Annotated in this window: 11 protein-coding genes; 3 read left to right on the plus strand and 8 right to left on the minus strand. The window is 61.7% G+C overall.

The features are described from left to right. The first annotated feature begins 6 nt into the window (after nucleotides 1–6). The 3 genes from glmS to ACQY47_RS14710 all read left to right on the plus strand — a co-directional run bounded on the left by glmS (nucleotide 7) and on the right by ACQY47_RS14710 (nucleotide 3383). The gene (glmS, locus tag ACQY47_RS14700) at nucleotides 7–1839 is read left to right on the plus strand and encodes a glutamine--fructose-6-phosphate transaminase (isomerizing) (RefSeq protein WP_428557330.1); all 1833 of its coding nucleotides are present in this window, start codon (nucleotides 7–9) and stop codon (nucleotides 1837–1839) included. An 80-nt stretch (nucleotides 1840–1919) separates the two neighbouring features. Beyond that, entirely contained in the window at nucleotides 1920–2285 is a 366-nt protein-coding gene (locus ACQY47_RS14705; protein ID WP_138450349.1) for a hypothetical protein, read from the plus strand. A gap of 108 nt (nucleotides 2286–2393) precedes the next feature. Beyond that, nucleotides 2394–3383 carry a hypothetical protein gene (locus tag ACQY47_RS14710; protein WP_236460346.1) on the plus strand — a complete coding sequence of 330 codons (990 nt, stop codon included), beginning with the start codon at nucleotides 2394–2396 and terminating at the stop codon, nucleotides 3381–3383. Here ACQY47_RS14710 and pbpC read toward each other — a convergent pair. The 8 genes from pbpC to ACQY47_RS14750 form a co-directional block, all read right to left on the minus strand. Then, on the minus strand, nucleotides 3380–5689 hold the full coding sequence (gene pbpC / locus ACQY47_RS14715; RefSeq protein WP_428557331.1) for a penicillin-binding protein 1C: 2310 nt from the start codon (nucleotides 5687–5689) through the stop codon (nucleotides 3380–3382). The genes ACQY47_RS14710 and pbpC overlap by 4 nt on opposite strands. Beyond that, entirely contained in the window at nucleotides 5670–11480 is a 5811-nt protein-coding gene (locus tag ACQY47_RS14720) for an MG2 domain-containing protein (protein ID WP_428557332.1), read from the minus strand. The genes pbpC and ACQY47_RS14720 overlap by 20 nt, the downstream gene beginning before the upstream one ends. Nucleotides 11481–11960: 480 nt before the next feature. After that, nucleotides 11961–12893, minus strand: a complete 933-nt coding sequence (locus ACQY47_RS14725; RefSeq protein WP_017135107.1) for a phosphatidate cytidylyltransferase — start codon at nucleotides 12891–12893, stop codon at nucleotides 11961–11963. Between the two features lies 1 nt (nucleotide 12894). Further along, nucleotides 12895–13515 carry a lysophospholipid acyltransferase family protein gene (locus tag ACQY47_RS14730; RefSeq protein ID WP_017135106.1) on the minus strand — a complete coding sequence of 207 codons (621 nt, stop codon included), beginning with the start codon at nucleotides 13513–13515 and terminating at the stop codon, nucleotides 12895–12897. A gap of 9 nt (nucleotides 13516–13524) precedes the next feature. Continuing rightward, nucleotides 13525–13968 carry a hypothetical protein gene (locus ACQY47_RS14735; RefSeq protein ID WP_428557333.1) on the minus strand — a complete coding sequence of 148 codons (444 nt, stop codon included), beginning with the start codon at nucleotides 13966–13968 and terminating at the stop codon, nucleotides 13525–13527. After that, nucleotides 13958–15256, minus strand: coding sequence for a phosphatase PAP2/dual specificity phosphatase family protein (locus ACQY47_RS14740; protein WP_428557334.1), 1299 nt, complete (start codon nucleotides 15254–15256; stop codon nucleotides 13958–13960). The genes ACQY47_RS14735 and ACQY47_RS14740 overlap by 11 nt, the downstream gene beginning before the upstream one ends. Before the next feature lie 2 nt (nucleotides 15257–15258). Continuing rightward, nucleotides 15259–17013 (minus strand): bifunctional alpha/beta hydrolase/class I SAM-dependent methyltransferase, encoded by a 1755-nt coding sequence (locus ACQY47_RS14745; protein ID WP_170036628.1) that lies wholly within the window; start codon nucleotides 17011–17013, stop codon nucleotides 15259–15261. Nucleotides 17014–17024: 11 nt separating this feature from the next. After that, on the minus strand, nucleotides 17025–17648 hold the full coding sequence (locus ACQY47_RS14750; RefSeq protein WP_428549849.1) for a CDP-alcohol phosphatidyltransferase family protein: 624 nt from the start codon (nucleotides 17646–17648) through the stop codon (nucleotides 17025–17027). Nucleotides 17649–17761: the final 113 nt, after the last annotated feature.

Genomic DNA, 17761 nt, shown 5'->3' on the forward strand with positions numbered 1-17761 from the left:
TACACCATGTGTGGAATTGTAGGCGCAGTCGCTGAACGCAACGTCACCGCCATCCTGCTTGAAGGCCTCAAACGTCTGGAATACCGCGGCTATGACAGCGCCGGTGTAGCCGTATTTACCAACGCCGGCGAGCTCGAGCGCATGCGCCGCCCAGGCAAAGTCAGCGAGCTGGAACAAGCTTTGCTCGGCGAGCCGCTGGTGGGTCGTCTGGGTATCGCCCACACCCGTTGGGCCACCCACGGTGCACCGTGCGAACGTAACGCTCACCCGCATTTCTCCGGCGACCTGGCCGTGGTGCACAACGGCATCATCGAAAATCACGAAGTGCTGCGTGAACAGCTCAAGGGCCTGGGCTATGAGTTCACCTCGGACACCGACACCGAAGTCATCGCCCATCTGCTCAACCACAAGCTCAAGGACCTCGGCGACCTGACCGTCGCGCTCAAGGCTACGGTCAAGGAACTGCACGGCGCCTACGGCCTGGCCGTGGTCTGCGCCAGCCAACCCGACCGCGTGGTGGCTGCGCGCAGTGGCAGCCCGTTGGTGATTGGCCTGGGCCTGGGCGAAAACTTCCTTGCCTCCGACCAACTGGCCCTGCGCCAAGTGACTGACCGCTTCATGTACCTGGAAGAAGGTGATATCGCCGATATTCGCCGTGAAAGTGTGCAGATCTGGGACGTCAACGGCGTGCCGGTCGAGCGCGAAGCTGTGCAATACCGCGACGGTGCCGAGGCCGCTGATAAAGGCGAATTCCGCCACTTCATGCTCAAGGAAATCCACGAGCAACCGTCTGTGGTGCAACGCACCCTGGAAGGCCGCCTGAGCCAGAACCAAGTGCTGGTCAACGCCTTCGGCCCACAAGCCGCCGAGCTGTTCGCCAAAGTGCGCAATGTGCAGATCGTCGCCTGCGGCACCAGCTACCACGCCGGTATGGTTGCCCGTTACTGGCTCGAAGAACTGGCCGGCATCCCGTGCCAGGTCGAAGTCGCCAGCGAGTTCCGCTACCGCAAGGTGGTGGTGCAGCCCGACACCCTGTTCGTGACCATCTCCCAGTCCGGCGAAACGGCCGACACCCTGGCCGCGCTGCGTAATGCCAAAGAACTCGGCTTCCTTGGCAGCCTGGCGATCTGCAACGTCAGCATCAGCTCGCTGGTGCGCGAGTCCGACCTGACCCTGCTGACCCAGGCCGGTCGCGAAATCGGCGTGGCGTCCACCAAAGCCTTTACCACCCAACTCGTTGGCCTGTTGCTGCTGACCCTGTCCCTGGGCCAGGTGCGCGGCACCCTCGCCGAAGGCGTCGAAGCCACATTGGTTGAAGAACTGCGCCGCCTGCCGGCCCGTCTGGGCGAAGCCCTGGCCATGGACAGCACCGTGGAAAAAGTCGCCGAACTGTTCGCCGACAAAAACCACACCCTGTTCCTCGGCCGTGGCGCGCAATACCCGGTAGCGATGGAAGGCTCACTCAAGCTCAAGGAAATCTCGTACATCCACGCCGAAGCCTACCCGGCCGGCGAACTCAAACACGGCCCCTTGGCCCTGGTGGATGACGACATGCCGGTGGTCACCGTCGCGCCGAACAACGAACTGCTGGAAAAGCTCAAATCCAACCTGCAGGAAGTACGCGCGCGTGGCGGTCAGTTGATCGTGTTTGCCGACGAAAAGGCTGGCATGACCAATGGCGAAGGCACCCACGTGATCAACATGCCGCACATCCACGACACCCTGTCGCCGATCCTCTACACCATCCCGTTGCAGCTGCTGTCGTATTACGTTGCTGTGCTCAAGGGCACTGACGTTGACCAGCCGCGTAACCTGGCGAAGTCGGTGACGGTGGAGTAAGCGCTGCTGGCGTATCGGAAGGGGCTATTTCAATAGCCCCTTTTTACATGCTGGAGCCGCCAACTCAAGGACGCCCGTTTATGCAAAGCCTCTCTACAATCGTACACGCACGCTTGCACAATCGCCGATTTGCGGTGGCGAACAACGCCCAAGGACTGTCCGGTGTCGGCACGGTATTTCATTACCTGGTCGAAGATGGCGTTATTTCGAGTACTTACCAAGGCGGTCGGATTCGTTTGGGAGCGCAGGTCGGACAGGTGACAGGTCACAACACCTTTGAGCTGCTTTTTCACTGTGTGACAGTGGACGAGCAACTACTTGCCGGGTGGTCGAGAGGTACAGTGGGTGTCGACGCGTCAGGGCGCACAACCTTGAGCTTTGTTTGGGGCTGGTTGTCGGGCGCGACAGGTGGCGGCGAGTCGAATTACACCGAGTTGACTGCATGAGGTAGCCCGCCGAGAACCCCCATGCTCCCTGCCTCATTGATGTGCATTAGCGGCCACCTTATCCCTAGAATGCAGCCTTATGGATAGCCAGACAGGGGTGTCATCACTATGAACAGAGGTTTCTACCGTGCGGACAAACGCTTGCCGCTCAGCCTTTCGTACTCGCTGAGACCTGGTCTGGTAAAAGTCTGTGGCACTGTGATGCTCAAAGAGTCGCGCTTATCCCCAGTGGATGGCTTGCCCTGTGCCGGGTATTCACTGCAGATCCAGGAGAGCTACCGCGACAGCGGCGAAAGGGATGCATGGCGGACAGTATTTACTGACGCACAATGCAATGACTTTGCGCTCAAGGATGCCCACGGCACTGTGGATATCATCGCCGAAGGCATTGAGTTGTTTTCAGGCCAAGTGCCACAGCTAGGGGACTATCGTTACACCGCAGGACCGGGCCGCCAACAAGGAGAAATCTTGCTCAGCGAAAGCCTGGAGGTCATGGTTATCGGTACTGCAATACAGCGTAACGGTAAAACGGTGATCGTCCGGGGTGAGGAGGCCGATACGGTATTTGGTGTGGAGCGGCTGCGCACTGTGAACAACTATCGTCTCGCTGTGCCAGCGTGGCGCGCCTTGGGGTTATGCAGTGCCTTGGTGGTGTTGTTCAGTATGGCGCTACTGCTTATAGATCCGGCGCAATGGATGCAGTGGCAGTTGCCCAGCCGCGATACGTTCCAGCAAATGGCTGGATTGGGGCCATTCCATGAATGGGTGGCTTTGTTGTATCAGCGCCAAGGTTTATCGCTGCCGTTGTTGGCTGCCTTCGGTTGGATGGGCATAGTATTCGTGCTGATGTGCGTTGCACGGGTGTTTCTTTATCGAGATATCCACAAGCGGGTTCAGCCCATACTTATCGCCTGGGGAGTGGTTGGCGTGATCGGTGGCGGCCTGGTGACGTGGGCATTGGTGGCGCTCGAGTTCGATCCATTCAAGATCCTTTTGATCTGGCTGAGCGTGATTATTGTCGCTTTGATCTTTTCCACTACCCAAATACGCGCGTTGCAGGCGTTGGTGGCGAGCGTTTTCAAAACCGAGTTGACCTAAGGTACAAACTCTACTCGTAACCCGCGGCTCGCACTGCGGCCCTGATCATCACTGACCCGCAACCGATACTCGCCCGACTTGCCCGGCCGCCAGTTCAAGGTGGTTTGCGGCGGGCCTTGGCCGATCAGGGTCTGGTCGGCAAACCAGTACAGCGTGGTCGCATCACTGGCCGCGTTGGCATTGAGCGGAATGCTTTCCTGCGGCTGGGACAGGCGCAACTGGTAGCTCACCTGGGTCAGCGGCGAGCGAATTTGCGGCGCTTCGCTTTGGTCGCTGATGCGGTTGGGTTGGCAATTTTTCATCACGTTCGGCGGCGTGCGCCGGGGCAGGCCGGCGGCGCGGTACAGGCGCTGCACGTCGCTGGGCCAGAATTCGAAGACTTCTTCGCGGGTGTATCGCGGGTCGAACGGCGGGCACGCGGCCTTGCCGGTGCGCGTATCGATCAGTACCGGGCGGTGCAGGTTGGACACGCGAATCGGCGACACGCCAGGGATGTACCAGGTCTTGCGGGTTTGCGGGCACCAGCGGTTGGGCAACTCGCCGGAGGCCGCACACACGTCGATGCGCACCAGCCCGGCGGGCGGCTTGTCGGGCTTGATAACCACGTTGGGCAAGGCCAGCGGCAGGGCGTCGGCGATACGGAAGAACAGCGGCGCGGCGGTTTTGGCGCCGATAAACGTCGGGTTCGGCCGCCCATCAAAATTACCCACCCACACCACCAGCACATACGGCCCCACCAGGCCTGCGCTCCAGGCATCATGAAAGCCCCACGACGTGCCGGTTTTCCACGCGGTGCGCCAGTGGCGGCCGGGCAGACCATCCGGGCGTGGGTTGCGGCGCAGCATGTCGCGCACCATAAACGCCGCTTGAGGCGTGAGCAGCTGCGCGCCGGTGGTTTGCGGTTGTTCCTGCAAATAGCGCAAAGGCCGCAAATGCCCGTCACCTGCCAGCATCACATACAGGCGGGCCAGTTCCTCCGGCGTCATCTCGCCGCCGCCCAAGGCCAGGGCCAAACCGTAGTGGCTTTCCCCACGCAAGCCTTTGATACCGGCGCGTTGCAGCAAGCCATACAGCGAGGGCGACTGCACTTGGCTGGCGAGCCACACCGCCGGAATATTGCGACTACGGATCAACGCATCCCGCGCTGTCAGTGGCCCGACAAAACTGCCGTCGAAATTTTCCGGCTGGAAGTAGCCGAAGTTACTGGGTAAATCCTTGAGGATGCTCATGGGGTGGATAACCCCCTGATCCAGCGCCAACCCATACAGAAACGGCTTGAGCGTCGACCCCGGCGAGCGCCGTGACAACACGCCGTTGACCTGCCCGTGGATGCCTGTGGATAAGTAATCCGCCGAACCTACCAGCGCCTTGACGCTCTGGTCGCGGCTGTCCACAAGGATGGCCGTGGCGTTTTCCACACCGGTACTGCGCCGCTCGGCAATAAAGCCTGTGATCAAGCGTTCGAGCAGTTGCTGCAAAGGCAGGTTGAGGGTTGAGTTGAGTTCGTTGCCGGGTTGCGACGCCAGCAGCTGTTCGCTCAAGTGCGGTGCCAGAAACGGTATCTGCTGGCGGTTGCGCGCCTCCAGAGGCAAGTCGAGCAAACTGTCGTTACGCGGGTCCTGTGGATAAGTTTCGCGCCAGTCGGCCATCAAGCGCAGCCGCGCATGTTGCAGCGACGGCCCGAAGCGCGCGCGTCGCCCCGGTTGCTGCGGGATCACCGCCAGGGCCAGCGCTTCGGACAACGACAACTGCGCCGCCGACTTGCCAAAGTAAATCCGGCTGGCCGCCTCGGCACCTTCGATATTGCCGCCCATGGGCGCCAGGTTCAGGTAAGCCTCAAGGATATCGTGCTTGCTGTAGCGCGCTTCCAGCCACAGCGCCAGGGCCATCTGCTGCAATTTGCCCGGCACTTGGCGGGTGTTGAGGTCCCACAGCCGCCGCGCCAGCTGCATGCTCAAGGTCGAGCCGCCCTGGCGCTGGCCGCCGCTGTAGGTGGCCATGGCCGCGCGCAGCAACGCCGGGGGGTTGATGCCCGGGTGCCAATAGAAATTGCGGTCTTCCTTTAGCAGCAAAGCCTCGACCAGTGACGGCGACATGCGCTCCAGCGGCAGCCACAGGCGATATTGCCCGTCCTGCGCCAAGGTCATGCGCAGCAGCGAGCCGTCGTCGGCCAACACCACGCGGGACGAAGTGACGGCCTGTTCGAGTGGGGCATGGGGCCACCATCGCAGCCCCGCCAGCGTGCCTGTAAAGAGTACCGCCGCTGCGAGCAGCGGCGTCAGGCGTTTAAGGCTTGGTAATTTCAAGCTGGCCTACTTTGCCGCGCCCTTGCAGGGTGGTTTCGTACATGCCTTCGGCGTAGGCCGGTGGCGTATTGAACGTCCCTGCATTGGTGGCGCGCACGCGGTACACGAAAGTGCCTACATCACGCAGCGCGGTGCCGTACAACACCACCCGATCATCGCGCACATCCACGTAGTCCGGCTGCCAGTTGCTCAGCTCGGTTTCGCCGATCGGCGCTTGCCAGGTGTCGGCTTCATCACCGTCGGCGGTTTCCACGTACTCGGAGTCGTCGCCTTCACTTTCATCGCTGCTGGCGGCCGCTTCCGGCTCCGGCGGCAAGTTATACACAGGCTCGACGCCACCGGGCAGCAGATCGACCACGGCCACTTGCTGCACTTGGTCGCGGTCGGTGGCGCGCAGGCGCAGGCGCACCAGGAACTCGTCGCCCACCGCGACTTTGCTCACCGGCTCGCCTTTGAGGTCGAGGTATTCGTGGATGATCTCCAGGCCATTGTTAATGGGCTTGAGCTTGGCGCCCTTGTCGAAACCGGCTTCGCTGAGCATGTAGAAGGCGGCCGGTCCGTCGGTTTTTTCCATCACCAGCTTCTGCGTTTTACCCGGCACGGCGGCGCGCGGTGGCTGGCCGGCCATCTCCAGCAATTGCTGTTGCTTGTCGCCCAGCCAGGCGGTCGCCTTGAGGGTCATGTCGCTCTGGGCGCGCTGGCCATAATTGTCCAGGGCGCGCAGCAGCAGGGCGGCCGACAGCGAGTTGTAACGCTGTTCGTTCAGGCGCTTGCCGAGTTTATCCAGCAGCGCCGTCGGTACATCGTCAAGCAACTCGGGGAAGTGGCGCGCCAGCAGGTGCAAGTGCTCGGCGTCGTGTACCAGCGGGTCGTAATACAGGCCGTCGCTGTCCCACTTATCCACCAGCGAACGCCACGGGATTTTGCGGAACAAGGTGTCGGCCTGACGATCCTGCTTGAGCAGCTTGTAACTGGCCGCCAGGTAAGCGGCGCCAAGGTCGTTTTGCCAGGAGTCTTTGAAGTAGCTCTCGTAGCGCTCGCGGATATCGCTCAAGGCGCCGCTCACCAGAATTCCCTGACGGCTCAAGAGGTAACTGGCGTAGGCACGGTTGCGCAATTCCGACAGACCTTCGCTTGGGCCATTGGCCAAGTCGGTCAGGTAGGCGTTGGAGCGCGCCAGCAGGTCTTCCGGCACCGGCAGCCCGCGTTCCTTGGCTTCGATCAGGAAGTCGGTGGCGTACAGGCTGGCATACGGCGCCACGTCCGGGTTGGCGGCCCACAAACCAAAGCCACCGGCCGAGTTCTGGCGCTGGCGCAGCATGCGCACCGCGCCGCTGAAGGCTTGTTCGGCTTCTGGTGCGGTACCGCCCCAGATCAACGCCGGCATGGCCTTGGACACCAATTGCTCGGTGCAGGCGTAGCCATAGTCATCCAGGTAATGCTTGAGGCCGTTGGCCCATACCAGCGGCGAGGCAGCCACACCCAGTTGCACATCGCGCAATTGGCTGAACAGCTCACGCGTCGGTTTCAGCTCTTTGCTGGCGCTGTCGAACCGGCCCAGGCTCAAGGCCACGCGATGCTCGCTCAGTGGGCGGATCGACGTGGTTTCTGCGACCTGGATACGTTTGCCGTTCGGCAGTACCGCGACAAAACGCAGGTCCGCGGAGCCGAGGGTTTCACCGACCTTGATCTTGAACTCGGCAGTGCCTTCCTTGCGCGGTTGCAGCGACAGGGTACTGCCTTTGTCGCCCTGCACGTTTAGCCCGTCGCTGGTCTGCACTTCAAACTTCACGTCCGCTGCCGCGTCGAGGTTACTGAACACCCCGGCGCTCACATTGAACACGTCCCCTGGCGCCACAAAGGCCGGCACGTTCGGTGTGATCACAATCGGCCCGCGCACTTCGGTATTGGCCTCGCTGACGCCCACGCTGTCACTGTCCACTGCCACCGCAAACAGGTGCAGCTTGCCGTTGAAGCTGTCCGGCACCTGGTAATGCAGCACGGTTTCACCGGCCGGCAGGTCAACCAACCCGGACCACCAGGCCACGGGCGGCTGGTGTTTACGCTTGAACGGGTTGAGGTGGTTGGCCAGCGCGCCTTCGGTGTCACCACCGGGCGCTGCGCCACTGAGCAGGCGGCTGAATTCCGGCAGGATCAGGTCAAGGATCTGACTGGTGCCAACCTCCAATGCGCGTTTCTGGAAGAAGAAGCCCAACGGGTCGGGCGTTTGGTAACGCGCCACTTGCAGGATGCCTTCGTCCACCGCGTAAACCACCGCGCGGCCTGGGCGGTCGGCGGTGACCTTGATATCCAGGGTCTGCCCCGGCTCGATCTTCTCCGGGCCTTCAACCTTGAGCGCCATGCGCCGTGCATCCAGGTTGATGCTGAACGGCACCACGCCGTAGGACAGCGGGCTCATATAAACCTCAGGTGAACCCATGTCGCGCACAAACTGCACGTTGACGTAGGCATTGCCCTCAAGCCCGGCAGGCACGCGGATATGTTGCACGCTGTTGGTGCTGTCGGCCTTGAACCACTGTTGGGTGTAAACCTTGTCACGCTCGATGGTGATCAAGCCGGCACCGGTGTAAGGCGCGCGGATGCTGATCGCTATCTCATCACCGGTGGCATAGCTGCGTTTATCCAGGCGCAGTTGCAGCTCGGCGTTGCGCTCCAGCGAGCGCGAGGTGTTGCCGCGCCCGGCCACGCTGTAGTCGATCTGGTTGAGCAGGCGGCCATTGGCGTCTTTGACCTGCAGGGTGAAATCACCCGGCGTGCCGGTGTTCAGGGTCTGCTTGGCGCCGTCCTTGGTCATCGTCAGCGGTGAGGCCGGCTGGCTGATGTTCTTGATGCGCGACTCGTATTTGTAGGTGCCGTTGGACTGTTTCACCAGTACCGACACGTAACGGTGTTCGACCACTTCACTGGTCAGGCCATCCACTGCCATCGGTGTGAGGTCCGGCGCGACGGCCAGCCATTGCACCTGACGCGGGGCGTCCTTGGCGACGTACGACAGCGAATCCTGACTTTTCACACCGACCAGATAAGGCGCGGACGACACCAGCAGCGCACTTTGCGCCGCCACGTTGCGGCCGCCTTCGGCCTCGAACACCTGGGTCATCACCTGCAGGCGATAGGTGCTGCTGGCAAAGCGTTGCAGGTTGAGGTCGAGTACGGCCTGGCCGTTGTCGTCGACGGTGGTTTCAGCCAGGTCTTCGGTGCTGGCTTCTTCCAGGGCGTCGTTGAGGCGGAAGCGGTAATCGGGGTAACGGTCAAAGGCCGCGAGCGTCGGGCTCAGGGACATCTTCGCTGTGACACGTCGGCCGGCTGCCGGCGCGCCGAACAAGTGCATCGCGGTGACTTTGGCCACCACCTGGTCCGGTGGAATCCAGCCCAACACCGGCGTGTCGTGCAGGCTCAGGCTGACCTTCATGCGGTCCGGCTCGAAGTCGCGGACCTTGAAGCTGACACTGCCGAGGTCGGTGCGGGTGTTTTTCTGGCCGATCAGCTGCAAAGTCGCGGTGTACTCACCGGCGGGGGCGACTTCACTGCTGGGGAAATCAAAGGTTTCAAAGCCGCTGGTGGACAGTTTGAGCGGCTGGCGAATCACTTCCAGGCCGCGCGGGTCGGTGATTTGCAGTTCAACCGGCAGGCCTTGCAGCGCACCTTTCCAGTCGCCGCTGCGCACGATCATGCCCAGGTGCGCGGTCTCGCCCGGGCGGTACAGGCCACGGTCGGTGAACATATACGCGCTGAGGCGATTAATCGCGCCGTCTTCTTCCAAACCGCCTACATCGAAGCGTGAAAAGTCCAACTGCTGGGACTGACGGGCAATCGGCAGGAACGACTGGTCATTGCCGCGCGTGACTACATACATCAGCGGCGTTTTCTCACGGCGCAGTTCATCCAGCTTGGCGAAATGCGCGTGGCCTTCGGCATCGGTGCGGCCGCTGGCGACCGGCAGACCGTTGCGACCCATGATATCGACTTGTGCATCGGCGACCGGCGAGCCGTTGCCGATGGACTGCACAAACACATCGTGGCTGCCGTCGCTGGAGCGCTTGGCGATGATGCCAAGGTCGGTAACCACGATAAAACGCAGGTCGCTGGTGCTGTTGCGTTCGTACTCGAACGTGCGCTCGGCCGGGTCATCCTGCGGGCTCAGCTTGAGCACGAAAATACCGCGACGGCCGCCATTGGCAGTGAGGTAGTGGCTGAGGTCGACGTTGTCGTAGACGGTTTTCGCCGGGTCATTGGACGACAACGCAATATCCAGCGACTGACGCTCAACCATGCGGTCGAAGTATTCATTGCCGAAATTCGGCCGGGCGAAGCTGCCGCTGCTTTGGTCGACCAAATGCTGCAACTGGTTGGGCAGCAGGCGGGCGATTTCCACATGGGCACCGGGCACGCCACGGGCCATGAAACCCAGGCGTTTTTCGCCGTTGAGGCTCAGCAGCGCGCCGTCCGACAGGAACTGCAAGGTGCGTGGGTACGCCGGCATGCTGATCAGCGAAGCGGTAGGGTTTTTCGCCAGATAACCGCCAATGGCTTCCAGGTTGGCGGGCACGCGTACATACAGCGCGCGGCCGGCCGGAGCCTTGAACTTGAACGCATGCAGGGTGTTCAGCGGCTCGACGCTGGGCACGTGGGTCAGGCTGACCTTGGTGCTGCGCGCCAGCATCGCGTCGTCGATGTCGTTGCTGGTGTAAGGGCGCGTGTCGTCTTCAGCCTTGGCCGGCAGCAGCCAAGCCTGGACCTTACCGGCGATGGTGTCATCGGCCACGGCGCTGGAGCTGCTGAACATCAACACCGGTTCCGGTTCGCCGCGCTCGTTGTCGACAAAGCTGACTTCGGCACCGGTAAACGTCAGGCGATATCGGCCGGGCACGGTGACTTCCGCCACCAGTGGCGCGTTGCTGGCATTGCCGCCGTCACGGGCTTTGATGCCTTCATCGAGCTTGGCGCTGACCGGCGTGCTTTCCAGTGGCGTGGCCAGGGCGGCGGAGCGCACGTAAGCATTGAGCTTGAGGTCGTCGAAGGTGATTTCCGGGCGGTTGGGCAGCTGGGCGTCGCGGTAGGCCAGGCCTTTGCCGAGGGTTACCGAGACGCGCTTGCGCAGGTTGTCTTCATCCACCGGGTGGGAAAAGTGGAAGGTCGCCACCAGCTGTTTCAGTGTGGGGTTGGATGGGTCTTGGTAAAGCTCGTTTTGCGCCAGGGTGGCGCGGAACGGTTGGGTGGAGAACTGGCTGCTGTATTGGCTGAGCAGCACGCCGTCAGCCAGCAGCTGTTTCTTGGCCAGGTCGAGCGTGTAATGGGCATCCACAGGCCAGTCTTTTTCCGGCACGAACAATAACGTGCGGTCGTCGGACCAACGCCAAGCACCGGCTACAGCGGGTTTAAGGGTAATGCCTTCAGTGACCGGCTTGCCAATGGCTGCCAACGGAGCCACGGACTCGGCAAAGCGCACCTGCAAGTTATCCACAACCGGAGGCTGCTGGGAGTAATCGGTCAGGTTCGGCTTATGCAGCGAATAACCCACGGTGTGGGGCTGCGGCAAATTCGAATACCAGTGCCAGCTGTAGAAACCAGCAGCGGCCAGCAGCACCAGGCCCAAGACCCCGGCACCCGCCTGGCGCGGATAGGCGCGGGCCTTATTGCCCAGGTTCCCCACGCCACGGCCCGTGGCTCGCAGCCAGGCGGGCGGCTGCCATTGGCCAAAGATGGCACTCACCACAGTCAGTAAAGCACCGAGAATTCGGCGGCTGATCGCTTTCAACGAATCGAACATGGTGAGCATCCCTGGCAAAGTGCGGCCTATCTTACACGCGTCTTTGATACAAAAGATGACGTGAAGTGGTCAGCGTGCTCAGGTGTGTTGCACAAAGGTGAGGCGTACCGCAAAACCGATCGAAAGGTTGGCCGTGAAGCAAGGCTTCGGATTGAGCGGGGCCCTCCCAATACACCACAAAACCCTGTGGGAGCTGGCTTGCCTGCGATGGCCATAGTTATCTACACAACTTTTCAAGGCAGCCAATTTCTCCTGTGGCGAGCAGGCTTGCCCTGCGTTGGGCTGCGAAGCAGCCCCAAAACCAGACGCTGAGTTCTTTCAGGCAAATTGCAGTGCCTTTACTGGGGCTGCTTCGCAGCCCAACGCAGGGCAAGCCTGCTCGCCACAACAGCCTAACCGGTTGTGTAGATACCTATGGCCATCGCAGGCAAGCCAGCTCCCACAATTGATGTGTGTTGGGCTTGAGAGAGAGTGTGTGTCTCAAGTCCACCAGTAGCGCACAAGGTGGAAGAAAATCGGCGCGGCAAAGCACACCGAATCCAGGCGGTCCAGCATCCCGCCGTGGCCTTCGATCATGTGCCCCCAATCCTTCACGCCCCGGTCGCGCTTGATCGCCGACATCACGATGCCGCCGGCGAAGCCCAGCAGGTTGATCAGCAGCGCGATCAGGAATGACTGCCACGGGTTGAACGGCGTGGTCCACCACAGCGCCGCGCCGATCAGGGACGACAGCAGAATCCCGCCGACAAAGCCTTCCACGGTTTTGGACGGCGACAGGTTGGGCGCGATCTTGTGTTTGCCGAACAGCTTGCCGCACACGTACTGCAGCACGTCCGACAGCTGCACCACGATCACCAGGTAAGCGATCAGCAACAGGTTGCGGCCTTCGTAGCCGGGAATGTCGAGCGTCAGCAGGGCGGGCACAAACGACACGCAGAACACCGCGATCATCAGGCCCCATTGCACCTTCGACGCACGCTCCAGAAAGTGCGTGCTGTCGCCACCCAGCGAAGCAAGGATCGGCAGCAGCAGGAACACGTACACGGGGATAAAGATCGAGAACAGCCCGTACCAGTCCGCATAAATCAGCAGGTATTGCAGCGGCAGCGCCAGGTAGAACGCTGCTACAAGGGCCGGGTAGTCGCTGCGCCGTGTCGGCGTGAGGGTGAGAAATTCGCGCAGGGCGTAGAACGACACCGCGTAGAACAGCAGGATCACCGCGCCAGTGCCGAGCCAGAAGGCGATACCGATCACCACCACCATCACCCACCAGGCATTGATGCGGGCGTTAAGGTTGTCGACCACCGCATTCGGTGTGCCACGGGTGCGCAGTTTGAGGATCAGGCCGATCAGCGAGGCGAGCACCAGGATCGCGCCGATTCCGCCGAACAGCATCAGGGTTTGGCTATCCATGTCAGACATGCTCCGGGGCGAGGGCAAGCAGGGCGTCGCGGGTGCGGGCGAGGAAGGCGGTTTTGTCTTCACCGTCTTCCAATTGCAGCGGCGCGCCAAAACTGGTGGTGCACAGCAACGGCAGCGGCAGTACGCGGCCCTTGGGCATGACCCGGTTGAGGTTGGCGATCCACACCGGAATCAATTCGGCCTGTGGGTAACTTTTTGCCAGGTGATACAGGCCGCTTTTGAACGGCAGCAAACCGTCTTCCAGGTTGCGCGTGCCTTCGGGAAAGATGATCAAGGAATCGCCGCCTTCCAGCGCGGCGAGCATCGGCTGCAAGGGGTTATCCACAGGGTCTTTACGCTCACGGTCGATCAACACGCCGTTGAACACGCGGTTGATGATGTAGCGGCGCAGTGCGCTTTGGTTCCAGTAATCACTGCCGGCCACCGGGCGCGTGAATTTGCGCAGGTTCTGCGGCAACGACGCCCATAACAAGACGAAATCACCGTGGCTGCTGTGGTTGGCGAAGTAGATGCGCTGCACCGGCACCGGTGCGCAGCCCAGCCACAGGCTGCGGGCGCCGGTGACGGTGCGGGCCATCGAGGTAATCAGGGTGGCGACCACGGGTTCGAACATGGGGATTCCTTATCCGGCGAAAGGTAGCCAAGGGCTGGCGAGGATGACGGCCAGGGTCAGCAGCGCTTGCGCGCCCAGCAACCAAGCTTGTTTGCGCAGCAGTTTGAGCGCGCCGCGACGGCGTTCGATCCAGGGCCGGCCCGCGCGTTTGGGCGATTGCAGGCCGAGGGTCTGCAAGGCTTGGTCGAGATCGGCCGTGCGCTCGGTGTCGCGGGCCAGCAGAGCGAACAGGTCGGCGTCGAAGGCCACGCGTAAGGCCCAGTACTTTTGCAGCAAGCCGAGAATAATCATCCACAGGCTGAGCAGCAGGCACAGGGTCGAAACGCTCGCCAACAGCAACTGAGCGAGGCCAAAGAACACGCCAGCCACGGTCAGGCCTGTGGATAACTGATCCAGCGAACGGCCACGGCGCAGCAGGCTGGCAACAACCTGAAGTTCCATATCAGCGGGCATGGGGCAAACCCTCCAACGCTTTACGGTGAGCAGGATGCAGGACCACTTCGGCCCGTGCTGTACGAATAATAGCCAGTGCCTCGTCGACCGTGGCAGCGCGCCCGCTGTGCAGCAGCCACGCGGCGACGGCGGTGGCGCTGCGCGAGTAGCCGAGGGCGCAGCACACCAGCAACGGGCCGTTTGAACGCAGGCGTTCAATGGCTTCGGCGGCCTGCTGGCACTCGGCGGGGGACGGGGCAATCAGGTCCAGCACGGGCACGCATTCATAGGCGCGGCCTTGTGGATTAATCGGCAATTCGGCGCACAGATCGACGATAGCCTTGAAGGAACCTTGCTCGCCGTTGGCAGGAATTCGACCAAGCCAGACGTTATCCACAATCTGGTCAGGCTGTGGATGTTTACGTGTCCACAGCCTGGAATTTATCCACGCGGCCGCCAAATACGGTGCATACAGCCAGCGCGCGGCAGGAGTGAGCTGGCCGTCTTTGCGCTTCTGGAAGCCCGACGCGCCGAGTACAAAGTAGTTCGCCTTGATCAAAGCCAAGGAAACCGCTGGCCAAAGCAGCCACAACCACCCACCGCGCAGCACCAAGGCCAGGATTACCAGCACTAAAGCGCCAAGGCCGTAGCGCATGCCCAGTCGCCATCGTTTTGTGTCCCGCGTCAGCCGTGCATTCAACAGCGGGCTTGGATGTTCCACCGGCCACAGCCACACACACAACCAACCGGCCAGGGCGCCTGTGGGTAAGTCGATAAAGTGATGTTGATAAGTGGTCAGCACCGAAATACCGATCAACGCAAACCAGCCATGCACCAGCCAACGCCAAAACCCTTGGGTGTGGCGCTGATACATGACCCACAAAATCACCAGCAGCGCGATATGCAGCGACGGCGCCTGGTTAAAGGGTTTGTCGAACCCGGCCAGCACTGCAAACAGCCAGCCGAATACGCCATCCAGCTCCGGCCGTTCAAAGGTGAAACGCAGCGGCCAGATCAAAAAGCAGCTCACGGCAATGACTTGCGCACTGAGCAGGCGCAACGCGTGTTGTTTCAGCTCATGGCGAGTATTGGGCAGTAGCAGTGAAAACCCGTACAGCAGGTCAATGGACCAGTAGGGCACGATGGTCCAGGCCCAGAACGGCATATGGGTTTCCCAGCCGAAGACCAGCGTGCCCACATCGCTGCGCTGGCTGGTGACCCAGGTGGCAAAGCCGTAGGTGCTGAAAAACAGCGGCGCCAACAGCAGTAGCCACAGGACTGCGGGTTTCAATAAACCGGGTTCGCGCATGCTCAGATCTTCTGTGCCAGGGACACGGTGAAAATGCCCCACTCATCCACACGCTGGGTGATTTTGCGAAAGCCCGCCGCCTCGACCAATTGATCCATCTCTGCCTGGCTGCGACGGCGCATTACCCAGGCCTGGCCCTGGCGATGGCTGGTCAACGCGCGGGCGATCAGTTCCAGTTGCGGGTGCCACGGCTGGCCGGTGTAGACCAGGTACCCGCCGGGCTCCACTGCTTCGGCCAGACCTGCCAGCGAACCGCCGACCATGCCGTTATCGGCAAACAGCTCATACAGGCCGGACACCACTGCCAGGGTCGGCTTGGGCGCCAGTGACGCCAAGTCAGCTCTATCAAATGCATCGCCTTTGACGAACTGCGCGATATCCCCCAGACCTTTTTCACGAATCAGCGCGCCGCCGTCACGCACGTTGATGTCGCTGTAGTCGCGCAACAGGATTGATTCCGGCAGCGGCGAAACGCCTTGCAAGGCTTCAAGAATGTAGCGCCCGTGGCCGGCGGCGATATCGACGATGCGCACCTCGCGATGTTCATCGCGCAACCTGGCCATGGCCAGCCGTAGCAGTTCCTCGACGTTCAGCTTGCGCTGGCGAATGCCGCGCCAGCCGATGGAGTTGAGGTAGTTGGTGTCGATCATCCGCCCCAAGCCGCCCTTGCCGGTGGGCGTGTTGCGGTACACGTAGTCCAGGGTGCTGCCGGAGTCGAAGCCGGTGTCGAAACCCAGTTTCACCCCGTCCGACAGGTTCTTGCCCAGGCCCATGCTGGCGCGGGTGATGCGCCAGTACAGGTCGCGCAGGGAATTACGCGGCAGCGGCGCGGCGAGGGCTTCGGATTCGGCGCACGTGGCGCCGAGTTTGTCGGCGTCGAGCAGGGCCGCGCGGTCCAGCGGATGGGCAAAGTTCTGCAGGATAAAACGCCGAGCGCTGCTTACGGCCGTGGCGCGGTCGCGCTCGCCGAGGGTGTCGTGGAAAAACCCGGGCAGGATGTGCAGCTCTTTTTTCAGGCTGCCAAGCCGGTCGAAAAATTGCTGTTGGGGTTTGCGGTGCACCACGAAGTCGGAGCCGGAGATGAGCAATTGCGTCGGCACCTGGATCGCCTGGGCATCGGCGACTACCCGGTCGGCGGCTTCGTACAAACCGAGCAGCACATTCACCGAAATCGCTTTGGTGATCAGCGGGTCGCTGTCGTAGGACGCGACGCGCTCAGGGTCATGGCTGAGGAACTTGGCCTTGACGTAGCTGTTGACGAAAAAGTTGCCGCGAAACTTGCGCATCAACGCCAGCCCAGGCCGGGCAAAGGGCACGTACAGCTTGACCTTGAACGCCGGGGAGGCGAGCACCAGCGCGCGGATTTTTGGCGCGTAGTCGTGTACCCAAGTGGCCGCGATCACCGCGCCGACGCTTTGGGCGATAACGGCGAAGTTTTGTTCTTCTATGCCGTAAGTGGCGCCGATGTGTTCGCAGAAGGTCTGCACGTCGCGGGCGCTGGTGGCGAAGCTTGGGCTGTCACCGCGGGCGCCCGGCGATTGGCCGTGGCCACGGGCGTCCCAGGCAAAGAAATCGAATTGCGGCAGGTCGAGTTCATCGACCAGGTGGGCAATACGGCCCGAATGCTCATGGCCGCGATGGAACAGCAGGATCGCCTTGCGCGGCTCATCGCCCGCAGGCGCAGTGGCCGGCCAGTGCCGATAAAAAAGCTCGACGCCATCATGGGTACTGAAGGTGTGCTCTTGCTGTTCGCGCATCGCAAAAATCCTTATGCAATCGGAGAGGTTTCTTGTTGTTCTTTGAGGCCCTGACGCACGCGGTTGACCAAGGTGTAGGCGAGCAGGGCAGCGACCAGCCACATCACCGCACCCACCCAGCCCACGCCGAGCCAGCCCAACGCCACGCCAGTGGCGAGTACACCGAGCACGAACGCACGATCACTTTTGCCCATCGGCCCGTCATAGCGCCGTGAGGCACCCACCATCGGCCCCAGTACACCGGCGTATTCGCTGAACACGGCGAGCAACGCCACCAGCAGCACCGGCGCCAGGCTCACGCCCGGAATCAGCGCAAAGGGCAGGATCAAGGCGCTGTCGGCGATCACGTCACACAGTTCATTGAGGTAGGCGCCCAGGCGTGATTGCTGGCCGAATTCGCGCGCGAGCATGCCGTCGATGGCATTGAGGGCCATGCGCAGGATCATCCACAGCGGGATCAGCGCAAACAGCCAGAGGTGTTGGGCAAAGCTGGCGATCAGCAGGCCGACCAGCAAGGAAACAACGCCGGCCAGCACGGTAATCTGGTTGGCGGTGGTGCCATTGTCGTAGAGACGCTGCACAAGAGGGCGCAGCAGGTTCTGAAAACGCGGTTTTAGCTGGTAGACCGAAATCATGACGCTTCCTTGTCCATGGGCCCGCGAAAAACTGTTTTGGAGTGTGCCGATTAATCTGTGCCTGCACCAGTGATGGCTTGTGTTTCTGGGGGTTTAATCACTTTCCAGAGAGC

The sequence above is a fragment of the Pseudomonas edaphica genome, from assembly GCF_965277385.1.
Lineage (GTDB): Bacteria > Pseudomonadota > Gammaproteobacteria > Pseudomonadales > Pseudomonadaceae > Aquipseudomonas > Aquipseudomonas edaphica.

Coding starts and splice junctions, on each gene's coding strand:
- glmS (WP_428557330.1), top strand. CDS start 7: ATGTGTGGAATTGTAGGCGCAGTCGCTGAACGCAACGTCACCGCCATC.
- ACQY47_RS14705 (WP_138450349.1), top strand. CDS start 1,920: ATGCAAAGCCTCTCTACAATCGTACACGCACGCTTGCACAATCGCCGA.
- ACQY47_RS14710 (WP_236460346.1), top strand. CDS start 2,394: ATGAACAGAGGTTTCTACCGTGCGGACAAACGCTTGCCGCTCAGCCTT.
- ACQY47_RS14720 (WP_428557332.1), bottom strand. CDS start 11,480: ATGTTCGATTCGTTGAAAGCGATCAGCCGCCGAATTCTCGGTGCTTTA.
- ACQY47_RS14725 (WP_017135107.1), bottom strand. CDS start 12,893: ATGGATAGCCAAACCCTGATGCTGTTCGGCGGAATCGGCGCGATCCTG.
- ACQY47_RS14730 (WP_017135106.1), bottom strand. CDS start 13,515: ATGTTCGAACCCGTGGTCGCCACCCTGATTACCTCGATGGCCCGCACC.
- ACQY47_RS14735 (WP_428557333.1), bottom strand. CDS start 13,968: ATGCCCGCTGATATGGAACTTCAGGTTGTTGCCAGCCTGCTGCGCCGT.
- ACQY47_RS14740 (WP_428557334.1), bottom strand. CDS start 15,256: ATGCGCGAACCCGGTTTATTGAAACCCGCAGTCCTGTGGCTACTGCTG.
- ACQY47_RS14745 (WP_170036628.1), bottom strand. CDS start 17,013: ATGCGCGAACAGCAAGAGCACACCTTCAGTACCCATGATGGCGTCGAG.
- ACQY47_RS14750 (WP_428549849.1), bottom strand. CDS start 17,648: ATGATTTCGGTCTACCAGCTAAAACCGCGTTTTCAGAACCTGCTGCGC.